General features: G+C 26.5%; 23 protein-coding genes. All 23 read left to right on the forward strand.

What is annotated here, in order from left to right:
• Positions 1-5 precede the first annotated feature (5 nt).
• The 23 genes from efp to spo0A all read left to right on the forward strand — a co-directional run bounded on the left by efp (position 6) and on the right by spo0A (position 18,476).
• Positions 6-563 carry an elongation factor P gene (efp, locus tag J2Z53_RS06545; protein WP_209796645.1) on the forward strand — a complete coding sequence of 186 codons (558 nt, stop codon included), beginning with the start codon at positions 6-8 and terminating at the stop codon, positions 561-563.
• A 62-nt stretch (positions 564-625) separates the two neighbouring features.
• On the forward strand, positions 626-991 hold the full coding sequence (locus J2Z53_RS06550; RefSeq protein WP_209796646.1) for a CD1247 N-terminal domain-containing protein: 366 nt from the start codon (positions 626-628) through the stop codon (positions 989-991).
• 144 nt (positions 992-1,135) lie between these two features.
• Positions 1,136-2,059 (forward strand): stage III sporulation protein AA, encoded by a 924-nt coding sequence (gene spoIIIAA, locus J2Z53_RS06555; RefSeq protein WP_209796647.1) that lies wholly within the window; start codon positions 1,136-1,138, stop codon positions 2,057-2,059.
• The gene (locus J2Z53_RS06560) at positions 2,056-2,559 is read left to right on the forward strand and encodes a stage III sporulation protein AB (protein ID WP_234925796.1); all 504 of its coding nucleotides are present in this window, start codon (positions 2,056-2,058) and stop codon (positions 2,557-2,559) included. The genes spoIIIAA and J2Z53_RS06560 overlap by 4 nt, the downstream gene beginning before the upstream one ends.
• Positions 2,560-2,574: 15 nt before the next feature.
• A complete protein-coding gene (gene spoIIIAC / locus J2Z53_RS06565) occupies positions 2,575-2,772 on the forward strand; it encodes a stage III sporulation protein AC (RefSeq protein ID WP_209796649.1) in 198 nt (65 codons plus the stop codon).
• A gap of 8 nt (positions 2,773-2,780) precedes the next feature.
• Positions 2,781-3,164 carry a stage III sporulation protein AD gene (gene spoIIIAD / locus J2Z53_RS06570; protein WP_209796650.1) on the forward strand — a complete coding sequence of 128 codons (384 nt, stop codon included), beginning with the start codon at positions 2,781-2,783 and terminating at the stop codon, positions 3,162-3,164.
• Positions 3,165-3,172: 8 nt separating this feature from the next.
• Complete coding sequence (spoIIIAE, locus tag J2Z53_RS06575) at positions 3,173-4,378, forward strand: stage III sporulation protein AE (protein WP_209796651.1); 1,206 nt, start codon at positions 3,173-3,175, stop codon at positions 4,376-4,378.
• 6 nt (positions 4,379-4,384) lie between these two features.
• On the forward strand, positions 4,385-4,969 hold the full coding sequence (gene spoIIIAF / locus J2Z53_RS06580) for a stage III sporulation protein AF (protein WP_209796652.1): 585 nt from the start codon (positions 4,385-4,387) through the stop codon (positions 4,967-4,969).
• Between the two features lie 14 nt (positions 4,970-4,983).
• Entirely contained in the window at positions 4,984-5,586 is a 603-nt protein-coding gene (spoIIIAG, locus tag J2Z53_RS06585; RefSeq protein ID WP_209796653.1) for a stage III sporulation protein AG, read from the forward strand.
• 39 nt (positions 5,587-5,625) lie between these two features.
• The gene (locus J2Z53_RS06590) at positions 5,626-6,147 is read left to right on the forward strand and encodes a SpoIIIAH-like family protein (RefSeq protein WP_209796654.1); all 522 of its coding nucleotides are present in this window, start codon (positions 5,626-5,628) and stop codon (positions 6,145-6,147) included.
• An 84-nt stretch (positions 6,148-6,231) separates the two neighbouring features.
• Positions 6,232-6,615, forward strand: coding sequence for an Asp23/Gls24 family envelope stress response protein (locus J2Z53_RS06595; protein WP_209796655.1), 384 nt, complete (start codon positions 6,232-6,234; stop codon positions 6,613-6,615).
• A 103-nt stretch (positions 6,616-6,718) separates the two neighbouring features.
• On the forward strand, positions 6,719-7,123 hold the full coding sequence (gene nusB / locus J2Z53_RS06600) for a transcription antitermination factor NusB (protein WP_209796656.1): 405 nt from the start codon (positions 6,719-6,721) through the stop codon (positions 7,121-7,123).
• A 13-nt stretch (positions 7,124-7,136) separates the two neighbouring features.
• The gene (locus tag J2Z53_RS06605; RefSeq protein WP_209796657.1) at positions 7,137-7,985 is read left to right on the forward strand and encodes a tetrahydrofolate dehydrogenase/cyclohydrolase catalytic domain-containing protein; all 849 of its coding nucleotides are present in this window, start codon (positions 7,137-7,139) and stop codon (positions 7,983-7,985) included.
• On the forward strand, positions 7,975-9,183 hold the full coding sequence (gene xseA / locus J2Z53_RS06610; protein WP_209796658.1) for an exodeoxyribonuclease VII large subunit: 1,209 nt from the start codon (positions 7,975-7,977) through the stop codon (positions 9,181-9,183). Before J2Z53_RS06605 ends, xseA begins: the two co-directional genes overlap by 11 nt.
• The gene (locus J2Z53_RS06615) at positions 9,183-9,407 is read left to right on the forward strand and encodes an exodeoxyribonuclease VII small subunit (RefSeq protein ID WP_209796659.1); all 225 of its coding nucleotides are present in this window, start codon (positions 9,183-9,185) and stop codon (positions 9,405-9,407) included. The genes xseA and J2Z53_RS06615 overlap by 1 nt, the downstream gene beginning before the upstream one ends.
• Positions 9,397-10,266 (forward strand): polyprenyl synthetase family protein, encoded by an 870-nt coding sequence (locus J2Z53_RS06620; protein WP_209796660.1) that lies wholly within the window; start codon positions 9,397-9,399, stop codon positions 10,264-10,266. Before J2Z53_RS06615 ends, J2Z53_RS06620 begins: the two co-directional genes overlap by 11 nt.
• A 17-nt stretch (positions 10,267-10,283) precedes the next feature.
• Positions 10,284-12,158, forward strand: a complete 1,875-nt coding sequence (gene dxs / locus J2Z53_RS06625) for a 1-deoxy-D-xylulose-5-phosphate synthase (protein WP_209796661.1) — start codon at positions 10,284-10,286, stop codon at positions 12,156-12,158.
• Positions 12,159-12,161: 3 nt separating this feature from the next.
• Positions 12,162-12,971 carry a TlyA family RNA methyltransferase gene (locus J2Z53_RS06630; protein ID WP_209796662.1) on the forward strand — a complete coding sequence of 270 codons (810 nt, stop codon included), beginning with the start codon at positions 12,162-12,164 and terminating at the stop codon, positions 12,969-12,971.
• Positions 12,972-12,983: 12 nt separating this feature from the next.
• A complete protein-coding gene (locus J2Z53_RS06635) occupies positions 12,984-13,811 on the forward strand; it encodes an NAD(+)/NADH kinase (protein WP_209796663.1) in 828 nt (275 codons plus the stop codon).
• Positions 13,812-13,833: 22 nt separating this feature from the next.
• Complete coding sequence (locus J2Z53_RS06640; protein WP_209796664.1) at positions 13,834-14,286, forward strand: arginine repressor; 453 nt, start codon at positions 13,834-13,836, stop codon at positions 14,284-14,286.
• A gap of 15 nt (positions 14,287-14,301) precedes the next feature.
• A complete protein-coding gene (recN, locus tag J2Z53_RS06645; protein WP_209796665.1) occupies positions 14,302-15,993 on the forward strand; it encodes a DNA repair protein RecN in 1,692 nt (563 codons plus the stop codon).
• 158 nt (positions 15,994-16,151) lie between these two features.
• Complete coding sequence (gene spoIVB, locus J2Z53_RS06650; RefSeq protein ID WP_209796666.1) at positions 16,152-17,345, forward strand: SpoIVB peptidase; 1,194 nt, start codon at positions 16,152-16,154, stop codon at positions 17,343-17,345.
• 300 nt (positions 17,346-17,645) lie between these two features.
• Positions 17,646-18,476 (forward strand): sporulation transcription factor Spo0A, encoded by an 831-nt coding sequence (gene spo0A, locus J2Z53_RS06655; RefSeq protein WP_209796667.1) that lies wholly within the window; start codon positions 17,646-17,648, stop codon positions 18,474-18,476.
• Positions 18,477-18,591 lie beyond the last annotated feature (115 nt).

Here is an 18,591-nt window from a genome sequence, read left to right on the forward strand (position 1 = left end):
ATTTAATGATATCAGCAGGAGATTTAAGAAAAGGTACAACTTTCGAACACGAAGGACAAGTATTTACAGTTGTAGACTTTTTACATGTTAAACCAGGAAAAGGTGCAGCTTTCGTTAGAACAAAACTTAGAAATGTTATATCAGGAGCAGTTACTGAAACAACTTTTAATCCAACAGCTAAGTTCCAAGAAGCTGTAATTGAAAGAAAAGAAATGCAATATTTATACACAGATGGAGAGTTATACTACTTCATGGATCAAGAAACATATGATCAAATTCCTTTAAACTATGAAAAAGTTGAAGAAGCTATAAAGTACTTAAAGGAAAATATGTTTGCTATTATTAAATTCTACAAAGGTGATGCTTTCTCAGTTGAAGCTCCAAACTTTGTTGAATTATTAATAACACACAGTGAGCCAGGTGTTAAGGGAAATACTGCAACAAATACATTAAAGCCAGCTACTGTAGAAACAGGTGCAATCATAAACGTTCCAATGTTCGTTAATGAAGGAGATACTATTAGAATTGATACTAGAACTGGAGAGTACATGGAAAGAGTTTAATAGTATAGTAAATTGCTAAGTTCAGAGAACTTAGCAATTTTAATATAAAAGGAAGTGTTGATATGAATGATATAAAAAAAGAAATCCAAGAGCTAAGTAATTGTATAGATAAAATAGATAATAGTGAAAATAAAGATTTATTAAATAAAATTTCTATCATATTTAATAAGTTATCGGATAAAATAGAAGAACTTGAAATAAATCAAGAAACAATACAAGAAAATTTAGAATACATGGATGATGATCTTTCAGGAATTCAAGATGAGTTGTTTGAAGAAGTTTCTTTAGAAGAGTTAACAGAAATTGAAGATGAATACAAAGAAGTAAAATGTATTCATTGTAATAAACCAATTTTTATTGAAAGTTCCGCATTAGAAAAGAATAGTAGCATTCCATGTCCTTACTGTAATAAAAATATAATGAAATAGTAGTTTAAAGAGTTTTGATTTCAAAGCTCTTTTTTTTATATCTATTTTACATATTTTAATAAAAATAAGTAATATTTACTTAATTATAAAAATATTAATTATAAAGGGTAAGGTAAGTTTAACTATGTGAGGAGAGAGTGTGAAATGTTAAGAGAAGAAGAGAGGATTAATATTTTTCCTAAAAATATTATGAGTTTAATTAATGAATATGTTAAAGAAGGAATTCAAGAAATACGTATAAAAATAAATAAGCCAATTATATTATATACAAATAAGGGTGAGATTATATTATCTAAGGAAGTTACAAAGGAAGAATTTAAATTTATTCTTCAAAGAATATCTAACTATTCTATTTATGCCTATGAAGAGGAAATAAAGCAAGGTTTTATAACCTTAAAAGGAGGACATAGAGTTGGTATTGCAGGAGAATGTGTTATGAATGGAAACTCAGTAAAAACAATTAAAAATATATCCTCTTTAAATATTAGAATTTCTAAAGAAATAATTGGATGTGGAAAAAAAGTTATTAAATTTATTTGTGAAAATAATATTATAAAAAACACTTTAATTATATCTCCACCTAAATGTGGTAAAACTACAATTTTAAGAGATATTACAAGAATATTATCATCTGGAGATTTTAAAAATAAATTAGAAGGAAAAAAAGTAGTTGTAATTGATGAAAGAAGTGAAATAGGGGCAAGTTATCTTGGAATTCCACAAATGAATTTAGGAATCAGAACAGACGTATTAGATAACTGTTTGAAAAGAGAAGGAATGATTATGGCTATAAGGTCACTATCACCTGATGTTTTAATATGTGATGAAATAGGAACGAAAGAAGATGTAATTGCATTAAATACTGCTTTTAATTCTGGTGTTAATATTGTTGTTACAGTTCATGGAAGCAATTTAGAAGATATTATAAGTAGAAAAGTTTTTAGCAATCTTTTTAATTTCGGAATTATAGAGAGAGTTATAATTCTTAGTAATCGATTAGGAGTTGGAACTATTGAAAAGGTATATTCCATAGGAAAAGAGGGTGAAATTTCTTGTTTAGGATTTTGATTTTAATAATTATATTTTTAGCATTTTCTTATGGTGGTTATGCATATGGAGAAAAATTTAATAAGAGATATAAGAATCTTAAAGAAATTTTAAAAAATATATTACTTCTTCAAAATGAGATTGTCTATAATATGACGCCTTTACCAGAGGCTTTACAATCAATTGGAATGAAGTGTAGAACTCCAATTAAAGAATTAGTTTTAGATTCCTCACATTTGTTATCAGAAGGCAAAGAAGATAGTGTTTATGATGCTTTTAAACATATATATGAAAAAGAAAATAATTTTTATTTAAATAGAGATGATGAGAGAGTACTTGAAGATTTTCTTAAATCATTAGGAGAACTTGGAGTTTATGGACAAGAAAAAATGTTTAATTTAGTAATATCTAATTTAAATATGAACATTAAAGAAGCAGAGTTAGAATTAAATAAAAATATAAAATTATATAGATATTTAGGGGTATGTATTGGTGGGATGATTCTTATATTTTTATTATAAATTAGGAGGGGTGTTATGTTAGATATAAGCATATTATTCAAAATAGGAGGAGCTGGAGTGCTAATAATAATATTAGATAAAGTATTAAGAAGTAGTGGTAAAGATGATATAGCTGTAATAACTAATATAGCTGGAGTAGTAATTATTCTTATTATGATAGTTTCTCTTATTGGAGATTTATTTCAATCAGTTAAAACTATGTTTATGTTATAGGTGATTTTATGATGATTTTAAAGGTTGTAACATTTGCTTTAATTGCATTATTTATTTTTCTGCTATTTAAAGATAGAAAAAATGAACTTGCTGTTTTAGTTTGTCTTGTGGCTGGAACATTAATATTTGCTTTTATGATTGGAGAACTTCAAGGAATAATTTCATTTTTAAGAGATATTGCAAATAAAGCTGGTATTGATACTGTATATATTGGAATAATAATGAAAATATTAGCTATTGCTTATTTAGCTTCCTTTGCAACAGAAATATGCAAAGATGCAGGAGCACAGACAATAGGTTCTAAGGTTGAATTTGCTGGGAAGATAATGATTTTATCCCTTGCTGTTCCTATATTAATGGCTGTACTTGATTCTATTTTAAAAATACTGTAGGTGATATTATGAATAAAATATTTAGAAAAACAATTTTTACAATAATTTTTACTATAGTATTTTCAATTATCCTAGGTTTTCAGACAACAGTTAATACAACAGTAGCATTTGCAGAAAATAAAGAAACAAAAGAAAATCTTATGAATAAAGAAACAAAGGAAGGTTTAGATAATTTATATGACTATATAAATAAAATGAAAACAGATGTTGAACTTGTAAATGAGCTTAATCCATCAGAATATGTAAAATCTTATATAGAAAATGGAGAAGGTAATATAAGTTTTTCAGTTATTTTAAAAGCTATTTTAAGTTTGCTCTTTAGAGAAATTAGAAGTGTTTTAAAACTTGTAATATCAGTTATGGTTATTGCAATTTTATGTTCTCTTCTTAAAAATCTTCAGGATGCCTTTAAAAATGATAATATATCTCAAATTGCTTTTTTTGCATGTTACTCAATATTAATTATGATACTTTCAAAAAGCTTTTTAATATCTATATCTGTTGCTATAGAAGCTATTAATGAAATTTCTAATTTTATGAATGCATTATTACCTATATTAGTTACAATGATTGCATTAGCTGGAGGTTTGGTACAAGCTGCCACATTAGATCCTATTATACTAGCTGGAGTAACTATAATTCCTAAAATTTATGTAACTATAATTATTCCTTTAATACTTATAAGTTTTGTTATGGAATTTGCAAATAATCTTTCAAATGAGCATAAAATAGATAATTTATGTAAGCTTCTTAAGCAGGTTATAATGTGGCTTCAAGGAATAATAATAACTGTATTTATAGCAGTTTTAACAATTAGAGGAATTACAGCAGATACTATGGATGCAGTAGCTCTTAAAACTACAAAATTTGCAATTGATAATTTTGTTCCTATAGTTGGAAAAACATTTTCAGATGCAATAACATCCGTTGCAGGGTATTCACTTATAATAAAAAATGCAATAACAGGAGTTGGGCTTATTGTAATTGTATTAGTTCTTATATATCCAATAATAAAGTTAATAATAATGGCCTTTATATATAAACTATCAGCTGGATTAATTGAACCTATAAGTGATAAAAGAATTACCTCATCTATAGCATCAGCAGGAGATGCATTAATGCTTTTACTTTCCTGTGTTATAAGTGTAAGTTTTATGTTTTTTATTTTACTTGGAATAATGGCATCTGCTGGAAAATTTATTGTAGGAGGGTAGCTTGATTTGGAATTAATAAGAAATTTTGTAATTACCTTAGTTACAACTTTAATATTTATAGCAGCAGTAGAATTAATAGCACCTGATAATAATATGAAAAAGTATTTAAAGTTTGTGTTAGGACTTATTTTAATATCTGTAATTTTAACACCTATCTTAACAATATTTTCAAAAGGTGAAGATAAATTAAAAGATGTAATTAGCTCATATGAAACTGAATATAATTCAAATAAAGATAAAAAAAATTATGATAATAATTTAAAAAATACTAATAAAGAAAGCTTTAAAAATAATTTTAATAAAAATTTAGAAAATATGTTAAAAAAAGAATTCGAAAATTTAGATTTTAAATGTGAAGTAGATTGTGAAGTGGATTTTAATAAGGGAAGTTTAGTAATAAATAATTTAGATGTAAAGATAAAAGATAAAAAAATAAAAAATATAGAAAAGGTTAATAAAGTAAAAATAAATTCTAAGGAAGAAGAAAATAAAAAAGATAAAGAAAATGACAAGTATAAAGAAGTAGTTAAATTTATATGTAAGGAGCTTCAAATTGATAAGGAGAAAATTAACATATATAAAATGGAGTAAAGGAGGAGAAAAATATGGACTTTGAAAAGATTAAGGAGATTATAAATAATTTCCTTAAAAAGAAGAATGTTAACATTTTAATTGCAATAATAATAATTATGTTATTTTTATTATTAGCATTAAACGTATTAGGGCCTTCTAAAGATAAAGATAATAAGAAAGAGGTACAAACATCAAGTAGCCTTGAAGAAAATATTCAAAATGAAGCAAAAGTAAAGGATGAGTATGAAAGAGAACAAAAGGAGCAATTAACTACTATTTTAAAAAAGATAGAGGGGGTTGGTAATGTTGATGTTATGATTTCTTTTGAAAGTGGAGAAATTAAAGTTCCAGCATATGATGAGGATACACATACATCAGTAACTGAGGAAACAGATAGTGAAGGTGGAAAGAGAATAAATAAACAAAAAAATGATGGATCAAAAATAGTTATGAAAACAAAGGATGAAGGAAATGAGCCATTTATATTACAAACTTATAAACCTAAGGCAATAGGTGTTGTTGTTACAGCAGAAGGAGCTCAAAATAGTAAAACAAAATATGAAATTCAAAAAGCAGTGTCAAATTTATATAATCTTTCTATTGATAAAGTTAATGTATATCCTATGAATAGTTAGCATATAATTCAATAGGTAAAGAATGGGAGGAGAATGAAAATGAATAAAAAACAATTTGGTATTATTTTCACTTTACTTGGATTAATAATTTGCGTAGGACTTTTGGCTACAAAGCTTAATAATGGAGGATTAAATGATCCAATTGGATTAAGTCAAGTGAGCAATATAACAGATGACATTGATAAATCAAATGAAAAAGAAGCTGAAACATCAGCAAAAAAAGATTTTTTCTATGATTCAAGAAGTGAAAAAGAGCAAAAGACTGCAGAAACAATTCAAAATTTAAAAGCTATAGTTAATGATAAAAATACTTCAAAAGATCAAAAAGCAAATGCGCAAAAAGAATTATTAGAAAAAACTAAGCAAAAAGATAATGAACATAGAGTAGAGATGAACATAAAAAACAAAGGAATTGAAGATGTATTATGTACTATTGATGGAAGTAAAGCAAAAGTATTTGTAAAGACAGAAGGAATAGATCAAAAAATGAGTTTGCAAATACAAGAAATTGTTCAAGATGTTGCAAACATAAATGATGTATCAATAGAAGTTAAAAAATAAATACATTGTAATGTAAAATCATATTTGATATAATAATCCTAGATAAATAGTTTTGCAAATGTGAAACCTAGGAGGTCGAATGTAATGGAAAACTTCAATAATGAAAACATTGGAATAGTGAAGATTTCTGATGAAGTTGTTTCAGTTATTGCTGGTATTGCAGCAGAAGAAATTGATGGAGTTATGGAATTCCAACATGGAGTAACAAACAACATATCACAACTACTAAAAGGAAAAAAATCATCAGGTAAAGCTGTTAAAGTTACTTTAGAAGATGATAGAGCAATAATAGAGATAGCATTAACAGTTGAGTATGGTGTTAAAATTTTAGATGTTGTAGGTCAAGTTCAAGAGAACGTAAAGAAAACTGTTGAAGCTATGACAGGTTTAGTTGTAAGTAGTGTAGATGTATATGTTCAAAACATATACTTACCAAAGAATTCAGAAAAAGAGTCAAAGGAAATTTAGTTTCACCCTCTGATATTCAGAGGGTGTTTCCTTGCCATAATATATAATTTTTAGTACTATTAGAAAAGGCTTATAAAGAATTAAAGAAATCTAGGAGGAAAAGATGAGTAGAAAATTATCAAGAGAGAAAGCAATGGAATTAATATTTAGCACAATGCTAACTAAGGAATCATATGATGAGGCAATAGAAACATTTGTTGATAATTATGAAGGAAATATAAAAGATATAGATTTATCATACATAACAGAAGTTTTAAAAGGTGTAGAAGAAAATAAAGATTCAATAGACGAATTAATAAAAGTTAATCTTCAAAAATGGAGTATTGATAGAATTTCTAAAGTAAACTTAGCTATACTAAGACTTGCACTTTATGAAATGAAGTATTTAAGTGATGTACCAGAGAAGGTAGCTATTAATGAAGCTTTAGAAATAACAAAAAAATATTCAGATGAAAAGTCAGTTTCATTTATAAATGGTATTTTAGATAAGATATACAAGAATATGTAGGAGGAAATTAGCCTTGAATAATATTATTGATGGAAGAGAAGTAGCAAAAAAGGTTAAAGAAGACATAAAAGTTTTTATAAATGAAAGAAAGTCTAATTTAAAATCAATTCCTAAAATTGCTTCAATTTTAGTTGGAAATGATGGGGGATCAATATATTATTTAAATTCACAAGAGAAAGTTGCAACTTCTCTTGGAGTTTTATTTGAAAAAATAATTTTAGATAGTGAAATTGAAGAAAAAGATTTAATATCACTAATAAGTAAATTAAATAATGATAATAATATACACGGAATAATGTTACAACTTCCTCTTCCAAATCATATAGATGAAAAAAAAGTTGTTGATATGATAGAACCTTCTAAAGATATAGATTGTTTGACTTATAAATCTGTTGGAAAGTTATATCTTGGAGAAGAAACATTTCTTCCTTGTACTCCTAATTCAGTAATTACCCTTTTAAAAAGTAAAAATATTGATTTAGAAGGAAAAAGGGTTACAATATTAGGAAGAAGTAATATAGTTGGGAAACCACTTTTACAGCTATTCTTAAAAGAAAATGCAACAGTTACTATATGTCATTCTAAAACTAAAAATTTAAAAGAAGTTTGCAAAGAAGCAGATATATTAGTAGTAGCAATAGGAAAACCAAAATTTATTACATCTGAATACATAAAAGAAGGTGCAATTGTCATTGATGTTGGAACATCATCCTTTGAAGGTAAGATAACAGGAGATGTTGATTTTAATGATGTTTCAAAAAAAGCATCATTTATAACTCCAGTACCAGGAGGGGTTGGTGCACTTACAACTACACTTTTAATTAATAATGTTTGTGAGGCAATAATAAAAGATGAGAATTAAAGTTTTAGAGGTTTCAGAGGTTAATAATTATATAAAGAAAATCATAGACAATGATTTTATATTAAACAATCTCTCTGTAAAAGGAGAGATTTCTAATTTAAAGTATCATTCTAGTGGACATATATATTTTTCATTAAAAGATAATAATGGTAAAATAAATTGTATTATGTTTAGAGGTGATACTTTAAATTTAAATTTTGAATTAAAAGAAGGTATGGAAGTAATTGTTAGAGCAAGAGCTTCTGTATATCCTGTAAGTGGAAGTCTTCAATTATATTGTAGAGAAATTGAAGAAAGTGGAATTGGAGATCTTCACATAAAATTTGAAAAATTAAAAGAAAAACTTTTAAAAGAAGGTATTTTTGATGAAAAATTTAAAAAGAAAATACCAAAAAATCCTAAAAAAATTGGTGTAATAACAGCAGAAACTGGTGCTGCAATACATGATATATTAAATGTTTCAAGAAGAAGAAATTCATCAGTAGATATAGTTTTATATTCCGCTAAAGTTCAAGGAAAAGATGGATATAAAACAATAATTAATGGAATTAAATATTTTAATAATAAGAAATCTGTAGATGTTATTATAATTGGAAGAGGCGGTGGTTCTATTGAAGAACTATGGAACTTTAATGAAGAGGAACTTGCCTATTCAATATTTAAATCAAAAATTCCAATAATATCAGCAGTAGGTCATGAAGTTGACTATACTATTTCAGATTTTGTTTCAGATTTAAGAGCAGCTACACCATCTCAAGCAGCTGAGATAGCTGTAAGCAATAAAAATGAAATTATAAGTGAAGTTATAAATATGAAGGCTTTACTTAATAAAAATATTGATAGTATAATAGGAATAGAAAAAAGTAACTTAAATTCTTTAGAAAAAATATTAAACTTACATTCACCAATTTCTATAATAAGTAATAATTATTTAGAAGTAGATAGAATTAAAAAGAATTTAGATTTAGTTATTAAAAATAGATTATCAAAAGAAAGTAATAAATTACAACAATTAAATTCTCTTTTAATAGCAAATAATCCTTTAACAATTTTAAACAAAGGATATACTGTAATTAAAAGTGAAGATAAAATATTAAAAAGTAAAAATGATTTAGTTAATAATAGGGATATTGAAATATTATTTAAAGATGGTAGTATAAAAGGAAATTTCAAGCCTAAAAATGAAGGAGAAAAGTAATGGCTAGGAAAGTTAGTTATGAGGATATGCTTCAAAATTTAAAGAACATTTTAGAAAAACTTGAAGAAAATGAATTAAGTTTAGAAGAAGCTATGAAAGAATATGAAAAAGGTATAAAACTTGTTAATAAGCTTTATAAAACATTAAATGATTATGAAGGAAAAATATCAATTGTAAAGAATGAGGAAGAAGTGGAGTTTGAAGGTGGTTCTGATGAATATTAATGATTTAAAGGAAGAAATAAACTCTTATCTAAAAAATTACTTTAATGGTAAAGAGGATTATAATAAATTAATATATGATGCACAAAGTTATAGTTTAAATGTTGGTGGAAAAAGGGTAAGACCTATTTTAGCGTTGCTTACATATAATTGTTATAATGGAGAAGTAAAAAAGGCTCTTAAAATGGCTTGTGCAATAGAGATGATTCACACATATTCACTTATACATGATGATCTTCCTTGTATGGATGATGATGATTTAAGAAGAGGCAAACCTACAAATCATAAAGTATATGGAGAAAGTATAGCAGTGCTTGCTGGAGATGCATTATTAAATGAAGCTATGATTCTTCTTATGGAAAATGGAATTGATAATGGAATAAAAGGTTTAAAGGCATCACTTGAAATATCAAAAGCCTCAGGAGCGGAAGGAATGATAGGAGGCCAAGTTGTTGACATTTTAAGTGAAGGAAAAAATATATCATTAGATGAACTTAAATACATGCATCTTAAAAAAACTGGTGAACTTATAAGGGCATCTGTAGTTTCAGGTGCAATTCTTGGAGGAGCACCTAAAGAAGATATTTTAAAATTAAATGAATTTGGAGAAAAGTTAGGTCTTGTTTTTCAAATAAAAGATGATTTGTTAGATGTAATTGGAAATGAAGAGAAACTTGGCAAAAAAATTCATGCGGATGTAGATAAAGATAAAACAAACTTTGTTTCAGTTTATGGAATAGAAAAATGTAAAAAACTTTGCATTGAAATTACAAACGAATGTATTGAGTTATTAAAAAGTTTAACAGTTAATAGCGATAGCTTAATAGAATTAACACAAAACCTTTTAAAAAGGGAATTTTAAAAAGAGGATTGAATAAAATGAAGGATATTTTAAATGAAATAAAATCTCCTAATGACATAAAAAATTTAAGTCCATATGAAATGGATGTTTTATCAAAGGAAATAAGAGATTTTTTAATAAATTCAGTATCAAAAACAGGAGGACATTTATCATCAAATCTTGGTGTAGTTGAATTAACTCTTAGTTTATTTAGTGAATTTGATTTAGATAAAGATAAAATAATTTGGGATGTTGGTCATCAAACTTATGTTCATAAGATATTAACAGGAAGAAAAGATAGATTTAATAATCTTAGAAAGCATAATGGTATGAGCGGTTTTCCAAAAAGAAATGAAAGTAAATATGATTTTTTTGACACTGGACATAGTAGCACATCAATATCAGCTGCACTAGGACTTGCAAGAGCAAGAGATTTAAAAAAAGAAAATAGTAATATAGTTGCAGTTATTGGAGATGGAGCATTAACAGGAGGAATGGCACTTGAAGCTTTAAATGATTTAGGTTTTAAAAAAACTAAAATGATAGTTATTTTAAATGATAATCAAATGTCAATTTCAACAAATGTTGGTGGAGTTTCATCTTATTTAAATAAATTAAGAATGGAACCTGAATATAATAAATTAAAAGAAGAATTAAATATTAAATTAAATAATAGTAATGCTGGTAAAAAGCTTGCAAGAAAATTAAGTAAGTTAAAAGACAGTATAAAACAATTAGTAGTACCTTCAATGTTATTTGAAGATATGGGACTTAAATATTTAGGGCCAATAGATGGACATAATATTAAAAACATGAGAAATGTTTTGTCAAAGGCTAAAAATATTGATGGACCTGTTATAATTCATGTTGTTACTAAAAAGGGAAAAGGATATGAATTTGCAGAAAAAAGTCCAGATAAGTATCATGGAGTATCTCCATTTAATTTACAAACTGGAGAACCTATAAAAACATCAAAGTGTAATTATTCAAAAGCATTTGGAGAATCATTGGTAAAATTAGCAGATGAAGATGAACGTATTGTAGCTATAACTGCAGCTATGCCAGATGGAACTGGTTTAAACGCTTTTAGAAATAAATATCCAAAAAGATTTTTTGATGTCGGCATAGCAGAACAACATGCAGTAACGTTATCAGCTGGTATGGCCTGTGGAGGAATGAAACCTGTATTTGCAGTATATTCAACGTTTTTACAAAGAGGGTATGATCAAGTATTGCATGATGTTTGTATTCAAAATCTTCCTGTAGTATTTGCAATAGATAGAGCTGGAATTGTTGGAGAAGATGGAGAAACTCACCAAGGAATATTTGATATATCATATCTTTCAATGATACCAAATATAACAATATTAGCTCCTAAATGTCTAAAAGAAGTTGATCATATTTTAAAATGGGCATTAGAACTTGGAACACCAGTTGCAATAAGATATCCAAGAGGAGGAGATGAAATTGAAAATTTAAATCCTTTAAAAAATATTGAATTTGCAAAATGGGAAGTTTTAGATAAAGGTACAGATAAAATAGCAATAATATCAACAGGTAAAATGAACCAGCATTCAGTACTAGCAAAGGAGATGCTAAATAAAGATGGAATAAATCCTAGATTAATTAATGCAACATTTATAAAGCCATTAGATGAACAAATGATTAAGGAATTATCTGATGAAGGATATGATATAATAACTGTAGAAGATAATATAATAAAGGGTGGATTAGGTTCTAATATATTATTATCACTTAATAATTATGGCTTTAAAGGAAAGATTAAAATATTAGGATATAATGATGAGTTCATAAAGCAAGGAGATGTAGCTACTCTTTATAAGGATTCAAATTTAGATCCTGAAGGAATAAGAAATGAAGTACTAAAACTTTTAAATTACAAGAGGAGATAGGAAATGGCAGAAAAGAAGGAGAGACTTGATGTTTTATTAGTAGAAAGAGGCATAATTCAATCAAGAGAAAGAGCTAAAGCACACATTATGGAAGGAAAAGTTTTTGTTGATGGACAAAGAGTTGATAAAGCTGGAGCAAAAATAAAAGTTACTTCTAATATTGAATTTAGAGGAGATACTATACCTTATGTAAGTAGGGGAGGATTAAAATTAGAAAAGGCAATGAAAGAATTCCCTATAGTATTAAAGGATAAAGTATGTATGGATATAGGAGCTTCAACTGGTGGCTTTACAGATTGTATGCTTCAAAATGGAGCAAAAAAAGTATTTTCAGTAGATGTTGGATATGGACAATTTGCATGGAAGCTTAGAACTGATGAGAGAGTAGTTTGTATGGAGCGTACAAATATAAGATATGTTACTCCAGAAGATATAGGTGAAAAGTTAGATTTTGCATCAATAGATGTTTCATTTATATCATTAAAAACAATAATGCCAGCAACTGTTAATCTTTTAAAAGATAATGGAGAAGTTGTAGCTTTAATAAAACCTCAATTTGAAGCTGGAAGAGAAAAAGTAGGAAAAAAGGGTGTAGTTCGAGAAGAAAGTACTCATAAAGAAGTTGTAAGTTCTATAATTAACTATTTACTAGAAAATAATTTAAATGTTTTAGGAGTTAGCTATTCGCCTATTAAGGGACCTGAAGGAAATATAGAATACTTAGTATATTTTACTAAAGATAAAGAAAAACCTAGTGAGTTTAAGATGGAAGATATAGAAAGAGTAGTAGCATCTTCACATTCAGAAATATAGGATGTGATGCTTATGAAATACATAGGTATTGCAATAAATAAAACAAAAGACGATGAAGGTGTTATTTTAAACTTAGTTATAAATAAGATAAAAAAGGCTTTTTGTGATATAAAAATTGATATATTTGATACATATGAATTAAATACTTGTGAAATTTCAAAAGAAATTGAAATATTAATTGTTTTAGGTGGAGATGGAACTCTTTTAGGTGTATCTAGAAAAATATCTAATGAATTAGGAATACCATTACTTGGAATAAACATTGGAAATCTAGGATTTTTAAGTAGTATTGATATATCAGAAATAGATAAGGCTATTTTTAAACTAAAAAATAACTTATTTAAAGTAGAAGAAAGAATGCTTTTAAAGTGTAAAGTAAATAGTGTAAAAAATGATGAACAGGTAGCTTTAAATGATATAGTTATTGCAAGAGGTACATTATCTAGAATGACTAAATTTAATATTTATGTTGATGATAAGTATTATACATCTTTTAAGGGAGATGGTCTTATTATTGCAACTCCAACAGGCTCCACAGCCTATTCTTTTTCAGCAGGAGGTCCCTTTATATATCCTGATTTAGATGTTATTTTAATAACTCCTATTTGTCCACATACAAAAAGTATGCAAACTATGGTTCTTAGGGGAGATAGTAGAATAACAATAAAAACATTTCATGAAGATGAGGAAGTTTATTTAACAATTGATGGACAAAAAGTTTATAAGGTTAGTAAAAAAGCCATAATTGAAGTAAGTAGAACAGAAAAAGAAGCAAAATTAATACAATTTGATGACTATGACTATTTTAAGGTATTAAGAACAAAAATTTTAAATAAATAATAGAATGAGATGGTGAGGTACATTGAAATCAAAAAGACATGAGAAAATATTAGAAATTATTAAGCAAAAAGATATAGAAACTCAAGAAGAACTTGCAGAAGAATTAAAAAAATCTGGATTTGATGTTACTCAAGCGACTGTTTCAAGAGACATTAAGAATTTAAAACTTTTAAAGATGCAATCAGTTGCAGGAAGATACAAATATGTTGTTCCAACAAAGGAAACATCAAATATTACAGATAAGCTTACAAATATATTAAACAATGCTGTAGTTCATGTTGAAAATATTGACAAAATAGTTGTTGTAAAAACTTTTACAGGTGGAGCTTCAGCAGCTGCTGAGGCAATAGATAGCTTAGATTTTGACAATATAGCAGGTACAGTTGCAGGGGATAATACTATATTTATTTTAGTTAGAAGTCTTAAAGCTGCTGAAGACCTTGTAACTGAAATACAAAGAAGGATTAATGATTAATTATAGGTGATATACATGTTAATACAATTAAGTATTAAAAATTTTGCTCTTATAGAAGATATCTCAATAGATTTAGGAGAAGGATTTAATATATTATCAGGAGAAACAGGTGCTGGTAAATCAATTTTAATTGATGCTATAGATTATGTTTTAGGTGGAAAATTTTCTAAAGATTTAATTAGAACTGGTGAAAGCAAAACAAAAGTGGAAGCTATTTTTAATATAAAAGATAGTAAATTGGATGATATATTAGAAGAATTTGAAATAGAGTTTGATGACACTTTAATAATTTCAAGAGAAACACTATTAAGTGGAAAAAGTATAGTTAAGGTTAATGGAAAGAGTTTAATTGTGACACAACTTAAAAAGATAAGAGAAAGACTTTTAGATATTCATGGGCAACATCAAAATCAAAGTCTTCTTCAAAAAAGTAGTCATGTTAATTATTTAGATAACTATATTGGTGAAAAGATTTTTAAAGAACTGGAAAAGTTTTCTATATTAAGAGAAGAACTTTTAGAAATTAGAGAAAAAATACAAACTATAGATGGTAATAAGGATAGTAATAAACTTGTTGACTATATTAAATTTCAAATTGAAGATATAGAAAAGGGAAAATTAAAAATAGGAGAAGAAGAAGAGCTTAAAGAAGAGTATAATATACTTTCAAATGCAGAAAAAATAACTAATGGAATAAGTAATAGTTATAATTTGTTAAATGGAATGGATTCTTCAAGTGTTTTAGATTCTCTTTCAAAAGTTATTTCAGAACTTACATCTATAGAAGAACATCTAGTAAAAATTAAAGAAAAAAGAGAAGTAATAGAAGAATCTTTCTATAATATAGAAGAAGTATCAAGAGAGCTTAGAGATATGGCAGATGATATAAATTATGACGAAGAGGAACTTTCAAAAATAAATGAAAGACTATTTGTTATAAACAATTATAAGAAAAAATACGGTGGCTCAATAGAAGCGGTAATAGAAAATTATAATGATTTGAAAAAACAATATAAAGAGCTAATTCATGCAGAAGAAATAATAAAAGAATTAGAAGATAAATCAAAAGAAATATTTATTAAAATGAAAAAAATTGGAGAAAAAATAACTTCTATTAGAAAATCTTATAGTAGTGAACTTGAAAATAAAATTTTATCTGAACTATCCTATGTTGGTCTTGATAAATCAAGGATGAAAATTTTAATAGAACCTCAAGAAAACTTTAACGAAAAGGGTTTTGATGATGTTACATTTATGATTTCAACAAATCCTGGAGAACCATTAAAATCTCTTGAGAAAGTTTTGTCAGGTGGAGAATTATCAAGAATAATGCTTGCATTAAAATGTGTTTTTGCAGATAAAGATGATATTCCAACATTAATTTTTGATGAAATAGATACTGGAATTAGTGGTCAAGTAGGTCAAAGAGTTGGTGAAAAAATGTATCAAGTATCAAAAAATCATCAAGTTTTATGTATTACACACCTACCACAAATAGCTATATTATCAGATCATCATTATTTTGTATCTAAAGAAGTAAAGATGGGAAAAACATTTACAAAAATAAGATTATTATCAACTGATGAGAAAATATATCAAGTAGCTACAATGTTAGGTGGAGATAGTGTAACTAATGCAACATTGGAAAATGTAAGGGAAATGTTTGAAAATTCAAATTCAAAAAAAATAGAATTAAAAGCTTTGTAATACATATATAAAGTGATAAATGGAGAAAATAAAATCACAGTAACTCTGTGGTTTTATTTTTTTGTTTTTTTAAAATTTGTCTATTATAGTAAAGTTAATACAGAATATAAGGCATGTACTCAGGGTAAATTAAAAGCAGAGGCAAAGGAGGAGAAGAGATGGAAAAGAAGTTTAAAAAGTATATTAGTTTATTAGTTTCATTAACACTTATATTAGTCTTAATATCTGTTTTTACTCTTAGATATATGCCAGGTAAGGTATATGCAGATAGTGAAATAGAAACTACTTCTGTATTTAATAATATTAGTCCTTTAAGTAAAGTTACTTGTAATAAAGATTGTGCATCTAAAAATTTTATGGGATTAATTCCTCTTAAATCTGTTGAAGTACAAAATATAAAAGATTTAAAATTATATCCAGGTGGAACTAGTGTAGGTGTAAGGCTTTCTTCAAATGGAGTTTTGATAATTGGATTTTCAGATTTAATTGTTAATGATTCAAAAATAGAAAGTCCTGCAAAAATATCAGGAATAGAACTTGGTGATATAATAATAAAAATTAATGGCAAAAATGTATATACAACAAAAGAAATATTAAATATAGTAAAAAATACTAAAGATGATACTATAAATTTAACAATTGAAAGAGAAGGAAAAAATATAGAAAAAACTATAAAAATGAAAAAAGAAAATGGAGTAAATAAGCTTGGTTTATGGATAAGAGATTCTACTGCTGGCGTTGGTACATTGACTTTTTATGATTCAGTTAGTGGAAAATTTGGAGCATTAGGGCATCCAATTACAGATGGAGATACAAATACAAGGTTTACTGTAAAATCAGGAGAACTACTTGAGGCTTCTGTAATAAGTTTAAGAAAAGGTGAAAAAGGAATACCTGGAGAATTAAAAGGTATTTTTACTAATGAAGATACTCCAATAGGTCATATTAATAAAAATACTCAATGTGGAATATTTGGAACACAGGAAAGGTATATTACAGCAAAAAATAAATCTTTAAAACCACTACCTGTGGGCTCAAAAGAGGAAATTAAAGTTGGAAAGGCAAAAATATTAACAACAATAGATGAAAAAGGACCTAAAGAATATGATATAGAAATAGTAAAAAAATTAAATCAAGATTCTCCAACTCCAAAAAGTATGATTATAAAAGTTACAGATGAAGAGTTATTAAAAAAGACTGGAGGAATAATTCAAGGAATGAGTGGAAGTCCAATTATACAAGATGGTAAAATAATTGGTGCAGTAACTCATGTGCTTATAAATAAGCCTGATGTAGGATATGGAATATATATAGATTGGATGCTAGAAGATGCAGGTATTGTTAAAAAATAGCAAATACATAAAGGTAAGACACAAGTTGTCTTACCTTATTTAAATATAAAAATTTGTAAAAAATATAGACGAAGTTATATAAATAGTGTATAATTTACAAATAATGGTAATAAAATTTTTATATTAAAAGTATATATTACAAATTATTTAACAATAAAATTATTATTGTGTTATAAAAAGGATTTTTTTTATTAATGTCGAATAAATTAAAATGGAAAAAGATTTGGTCTTTTTTATAACTAATATAAATTTTGTGGGTAGATTTATTAATACAATAAAATGGATAAAGGGGAGAAACACATGGAAAATTCAAAAATATCTGTACTTATAGCTGACGATAATAAGGAATTTTGTAGCATTTTAAATGATTATTTATTAAATCAAAAGGATATTGTCGTTACTGGTATAGCAAAGGATGGAAGGGAAGCATTAAGCTTAATAGAAGCAAGAAATCCGGATTTAGTGGTATTAGATATAATTATGCCACATTTAGATGGTTTAGGAGTATTAGAGAAGTTAAATAATATGAATTTAGAAAAAATGCCAAGAGTTATAGTTTTATCTGCTGTTGGTCAAGATAAAATAACTCAGCAAGCTATTACACTTGGAGCAGATTATTATGTTGTAAAGCCATTTGATATGGATGTGTTTACAAAGAGAATAAGAGAAATGTTTAATACTGGAGTAAATAAAACTTCTGGAATTAATAGATCATCAATTATGAATAAAAATAATGATTCAATTTCTCATAATTCATCTATTTCTTATGGAGAACCTGTTGATTTAGAAACAGAAATTACAAGTATAATACATGAAATAGGAGTTCCAGCTCATATAAAGGGTTATATGTATTTAAGGGAAGCTATAACTATGGTTGTTAATGATATGGAATTACTATCAGCTGTTACTAAGGAGTTATATCCATCTATTGCAAAGAAATATAATACAACAGCTTCAAGAGTTGAAAGGGCAATTAGACATGCAATTGAGGTTGCTTGGGGTAGAGGTCAAATTGATGCTATAAATAAGCTGTTTGGATATACAATTCATAATGATAAGGGTAAGCCTACTAATAGTGAATTTATAGCAATTATTGCAGACAAGCTTCGTCTTAAAAATAAAGTTTCATAAATGGCTTGGTTGAGGGAAAGTTGAAAATGCTTATATAGAAAAATTATATTTTAATAGCAATAAATACAATTTTGGTATTAATAAATATAAAATTTTACTGTAAAATAAAGACTTT

This window comes from Clostridium moniliforme, assembly GCF_017873235.1.
GTDB classification, from domain to species: Bacteria; Bacillota; Clostridia; order Clostridiales; family Clostridiaceae; genus Clostridium; species Clostridium moniliforme.

Excerpts from the sequence above, each read along its gene's own strand:
- efp (WP_209796645.1), top strand. The coding sequence starts at position 6 with ATGATATCAGCAGGAGATTTAAGAAAAGGTACAACTTTCGAACACGAA.
- J2Z53_RS06550 (WP_209796646.1), top strand. The coding sequence starts at position 626 with ATGAATGATATAAAAAAAGAAATCCAAGAGCTAAGTAATTGTATAGAT.
- spoIIIAA (WP_209796647.1), top strand. The coding sequence starts at position 1,136 with ATGTTAAGAGAAGAAGAGAGGATTAATATTTTTCCTAAAAATATTATG.
- spoIIIAC (WP_209796649.1), top strand. The coding sequence starts at position 2,575 with ATGTTAGATATAAGCATATTATTCAAAATAGGAGGAGCTGGAGTGCTA.
- spoIIIAD (WP_209796650.1), top strand. The coding sequence starts at position 2,781 with ATGATGATTTTAAAGGTTGTAACATTTGCTTTAATTGCATTATTTATT.
- spoIIIAE (WP_209796651.1), top strand. The coding sequence starts at position 3,173 with ATGAATAAAATATTTAGAAAAACAATTTTTACAATAATTTTTACTATA.
- spoIIIAG (WP_209796653.1), top strand. The coding sequence starts at position 4,984 with ATGGACTTTGAAAAGATTAAGGAGATTATAAATAATTTCCTTAAAAAG.
- J2Z53_RS06590 (WP_209796654.1), top strand. The coding sequence starts at position 5,626 with ATGAATAAAAAACAATTTGGTATTATTTTCACTTTACTTGGATTAATA.
- J2Z53_RS06595 (WP_209796655.1), top strand. The coding sequence starts at position 6,232 with ATGGAAAACTTCAATAATGAAAACATTGGAATAGTGAAGATTTCTGAT.
- nusB (WP_209796656.1), top strand. The coding sequence starts at position 6,719 with ATGAGTAGAAAATTATCAAGAGAGAAAGCAATGGAATTAATATTTAGC.
- xseA (WP_209796658.1), top strand. The coding sequence starts at position 7,975 with ATGAGAATTAAAGTTTTAGAGGTTTCAGAGGTTAATAATTATATAAAG.
- J2Z53_RS06615 (WP_209796659.1), top strand. The coding sequence starts at position 9,183 with ATGGCTAGGAAAGTTAGTTATGAGGATATGCTTCAAAATTTAAAGAAC.
- J2Z53_RS06620 (WP_209796660.1), top strand. The coding sequence starts at position 9,397 with ATGAATATTAATGATTTAAAGGAAGAAATAAACTCTTATCTAAAAAAT.
- dxs (WP_209796661.1), top strand. The coding sequence starts at position 10,284 with ATGAAGGATATTTTAAATGAAATAAAATCTCCTAATGACATAAAAAAT.
- J2Z53_RS06630 (WP_209796662.1), top strand. The coding sequence starts at position 12,162 with ATGGCAGAAAAGAAGGAGAGACTTGATGTTTTATTAGTAGAAAGAGGC.
- J2Z53_RS06635 (WP_209796663.1), top strand. The coding sequence starts at position 12,984 with ATGAAATACATAGGTATTGCAATAAATAAAACAAAAGACGATGAAGGT.
- recN (WP_209796665.1), top strand. The coding sequence starts at position 14,302 with ATGTTAATACAATTAAGTATTAAAAATTTTGCTCTTATAGAAGATATC.
- spoIVB (WP_209796666.1), top strand. The coding sequence starts at position 16,152 with ATGGAAAAGAAGTTTAAAAAGTATATTAGTTTATTAGTTTCATTAACA.
- spo0A (WP_209796667.1), top strand. The coding sequence starts at position 17,646 with ATGGAAAATTCAAAAATATCTGTACTTATAGCTGACGATAATAAGGAA.